Here is a 3,129-nt window from a genome sequence, read left to right on the forward strand (position 1 = left end):
CCGGGCCGCTGGACGAGGCGCGCGCGCGCCTGGCGCGCATCGCGGCGGAGCCGCGGCTCGCCGGCGTCTCCGGCGCGATGGCCGGCGTGCTGGACGACCTCTCGGCGCGCCCCGAGCGCATCACGGAGGCGCGGCGCTTCCTCGTCGTGCATCTCGACGGGCTGGACCGCATCCGGGAACGGCTCGAGGCCGGGGCGGAGCCGCCGCCCGGCCTGCCGAGGCTGCTGCAGGACCTGACCTCGGCGGCCGACGAGCTACGCGACCGCATCCGCGCGGAGGAGACGGCCGCGCTCGACATCCAGGTGAAGGTGCTGTCCGAGCGGCTGCGCCAGGAGGGCTACGCGTGAGCGACGAGATCCGGATCACTTTCGGCGATTCCACCAGCGCGACCGCGGCGACGCCGCGTGCCGAGCCGCAGCCCGTTCCCCAGGTGGCGCCGCTGGAGCGGGCCCTGCCGGCCGCGCGTCCCGAGGGCGAGCTGACGCCGGAGCACCAGGCGGCGATCGCGAGCCTGGCGCAGCAGATCGACCTGGCCGATCCGGGTTCGATCCTGCGCTTCGGGCAGGAGGCGCAGAGCCGCGCGCAATCCGCCGCCGACGCCATGCTGGAAGGTGCGCGCAACCAGGAGACGGGGGAGGCGGGGCGAAGCCTGTCGGCGCTGCTGACCACGCTGCGCGGCTTCGACGTGACGAAGCTGGACGAGCGGCCGGGCTTCTTCCAGCGCATCTTCACCAAGGCCGGCGCCGAGATCACCGGCATCATCCAGCGCTACGAGACGGTGAAGGGCCAGATCGAGACGATCGGCGACAAGCTCGAGACCCACCGCACCCGCCTGATGGAGGACGTGGTGCGGCTGGAGCAGCTCTATGGCGCGACGCTGCAGTGGTTCCACGCGCTCGGCGACCACATCGCCGCCGGCGACGCGGTGCTGAAGCGCACCAACGAGGTCACGATCCCCGCGCTGGAGAGGCGCGTGGCGGAGAACCCGCAGGATGACATGGCGCCGCAGCGGCTGCGCGACCTGCGCGGCGCGCGGGACGAGCTGGAGCGGCGCGTGCACGACCTGCGGCTGACGCGCCAGGTGGCGATGCAGGCGCTGCCCTCCATCCGGCTGATCCAGGAGAACGACAAGGCGCTGTCGTCCAAGATCCACTCGGTGCTGGCCAATACGGTGCCGCTGTGGCGCCAGCAGCTGGCGGTGGCGCTGGCGGTGCACCGGATGCGCGATGCGGCGGGCACGGTGAAGCAGGCCACCGACCTGACCAACGGGCTGCTCACCGCCAATGCCGAGACGCTGCGGCGCGGCAACCAGGAGGCGCGGACCGAGCTGGAGCGCGGCGTCTTCGACCTGGAGGCGGTGCAGAAGGCGAACGCGACGCTGATCGCCACCATCGAGGACAGCCTGCGCATCGCCGACGAGGCGCGCGGCCAGCGGGCCCGCGCGGCGGAGGAGTTGGAGAAGCTGGAACAGGACATCCGCCGCGCCCTGCTGCAGGCGAAGGCGAGCGGCCAGCAGCCGCGGCGGGGGGGGTAGCCGGCCGGCGCAGCGCTCGGTTCGGCGTCGCGCGTCCGGACAGTTGCGCAGCCGGGCCTTCGGCGGCACATGGCGTCGATCGGGAGGACCAACGCCATGACCTTCGCGCGCCGCGCCCTGCTCGGCACCGCCTTCGCCACGCTCGCCGCGCCCGCGCTGCGCGCGCAGGGCGCCTGGCCCTCCGGGCCGATCCGCATCGTGGCACCCTTCCCGCCGGGCGGATCCACGGATGCGCTGGCGCGGCTTCTGCAGCCGCACCTGACCCAGGCGCTCGGCGTGCCGGTGGTGGTGGAGAACCGGGCCGGTGCCTCGGGCGCGCTCGGCACCGCGGCGGTGGCGCGCAGCGCGCCGGACGGCAACACCTGGGTGCTGGTCTTCGACACCCATGCGGTGAACCCGGCGCTGATCCCGAACATGGGCTTCGACACCGAGCGCGACCTGACGCCGCTGCTGCTGTTCGGCACCGCGCCGATGGTGCTGACGAAGCACCGCACGCGCCCCTGGGCCAGCTTCGCGGAGATGGCGGCGGCAGCGAAGGCGCGGCCCGACACGATCACCTACGGCACGATCGGCAACGGGTCGCTGGCGCACCTGACCATGGCGCTGGTCGGCAAGGCGGCCGGCATCCAGCTGGTGCACGTGCCCTATCGCGGCGGCGGACCGCTGGCCACGGCGGCGGTGGCGGGCGAGGTGGACCTGCCCATCGCGACGCGCCCGGCGATCGGCGCGCATATCGATTCCGGCGCGCTGGTGCCGCTGGCGCAGACCGGCGCGACCCGCTCGCCCTCCATGCCGGGGATCCCGACGCTGGCGGAATCCGGCGTGGCGGGCGTGGATGCGCGCGCCTTCTGGGGCTTCCTCGGCCCGGCCAACCTGCCGCCGGCGATCAAGCAGCGGATGGAGGCCGAGCTGCGCTCCGCGCTGGAGAAGCCGGAGCTGCGCGCGCGCGTGGTCGGCCTCGGCCTTGATCTCGACCCGCAGGGAGAGGCGGGCTTCGCGCAGTTCCTGGCGACGCAGATCGCCACCTGGGGCCGCGTGGTGCGGGAGAACAACATCCGGCCGGATTGACGGCGACGGCGCGGCGGGCCGGTGCGGCCCGCCGCCCGGGGAGTCAGTACTTCGACCCGCCCGATCCCGGCCCGGCCTTGCCATAGGCCGCGCCGGGCACGATGCCGAACTGGCCGAGCACCTCGTTCTCGTCGATGTCGTTCAGCTCGTCGTCGCGCTCCGGCATCCGGCCGCGCGGCGTCAGGCGGTCCACCATGCCGGGCAGGCCGCGGCTCAGCTCCGACAGCACCTCGTCGCGGCCGAGGCCGGTGTGGCGCTCGATATCGTCCATCGCCTCGGGCGGGATGGCGCGGGCCAGCTCGCGCGGGTCGATGTCGCGGTTGGCACCCGGTCCGACCCAGCTGTCCACCCGGTCGCCGAGGCCGGCGCCGCGCAGCTGCTCGGTCAGCGAGGCGAGGCCGGCGGTGCCGCCGCGGCCCTGCATCAGGTAGGCGAGCAGCGCCATGAGGGCCATGCCCTTAACGCCGCCGAGCCCGCCGGCCAGGCCGCCCAGGCCGCCGCCGGCCGGTGCGCCGCGCCGCGGATCG

General features: G+C 74.5%; 4 protein-coding genes. 3 read left to right on the forward strand and 1 reads right to left on the reverse strand.

Annotated features, from left to right (window positions below; all coding sequences use genetic code 11):
* The 3 genes from OZN99_RS28380 to OZN99_RS28390 form a co-directional block, all read left to right on the forward strand.
* A partial coding sequence (locus OZN99_RS28380) for a hypothetical protein (RefSeq protein ID WP_270938576.1) occupies positions 1-347 on the forward strand: 347 nt, incomplete at its 5' end.
* On the forward strand, positions 344-1,534 hold the full coding sequence (locus OZN99_RS28385) for a toxic anion resistance protein (protein WP_270938577.1): 1,191 nt from the start codon (positions 344-346) through the stop codon (positions 1,532-1,534). The genes OZN99_RS28380 and OZN99_RS28385, both read left to right, overlap by 4 nt.
* 96 nt (positions 1,535-1,630) lie before the next feature.
* On the forward strand, positions 1,631-2,602 hold the full coding sequence (locus OZN99_RS28390; RefSeq protein WP_270938578.1) for a Bug family tripartite tricarboxylate transporter substrate binding protein: 972 nt from the start codon (positions 1,631-1,633) through the stop codon (positions 2,600-2,602).
* A 43-nt stretch (positions 2,603-2,645) separates the two neighbouring features.
* Here the strand turns inward: OZN99_RS28390 and OZN99_RS28395 are convergent.
* A partial coding sequence (locus tag OZN99_RS28395; RefSeq protein ID WP_270938579.1) for a YidB family protein occupies positions 2,646-3,129 on the reverse strand: 484 nt, incomplete at its 5' end.

Origin of the sequence: Falsiroseomonas oryzae (assembly GCF_027856955.1) — a bacterium.
Lineage (GTDB): Bacteria > Pseudomonadota > Alphaproteobacteria > Acetobacterales > Acetobacteraceae > Falsiroseomonas > Falsiroseomonas oryzae.